The organism is Pseudomonas sp. PKS (assembly GCF_051913525.1).
Lineage (GTDB): Bacteria > Pseudomonadota > Gammaproteobacteria > Pseudomonadales > Pseudomonadaceae > Aquipseudomonas > Aquipseudomonas guariconensis_D.
Window position 1 is genome coordinate 1 of sequence record NZ_JBEGDO010000074.1, and the last position, 252, is coordinate 252.

General features: G+C 27.4%; 1 protein-coding gene. It reads right to left on the bottom strand.

Annotation, left to right across the window (positions count from 1 at the left end):
* A partial coding sequence (gene rpsO, locus ABOA88_RS24135; protein ID WP_440128011.1) for a 30S ribosomal protein S15 occupies positions 1-218 on the bottom strand: 218 nt, incomplete at its 3' end.
* Positions 219-252: the final 34 nt, after the last annotated feature.

A 252-nucleotide genomic window follows, 5' to 3' on the forward strand; every position in this document is an offset into this window, starting at 1 on the left:
TCTTTTCTAACTAAGTAATTTAAAAAGTGTCTTCTTTGAGCAACTTTTTTTAATAAACTTCTTCTTGTTGGAACATCTTTTTTGTGAACTTTTAAGTGTTCAGTCATGTTAGCGATTTCTTTAGTTAGAATTGCGATTTGAACTTCAGCTAAACCAGTGTTTTTTTCTGATCCACCAAATTCTTTAATTAAAGCTAATTTATCTTGTTTTGATATCATAATATAGCTCCCTCTTTTGTGATTTATTAATGTA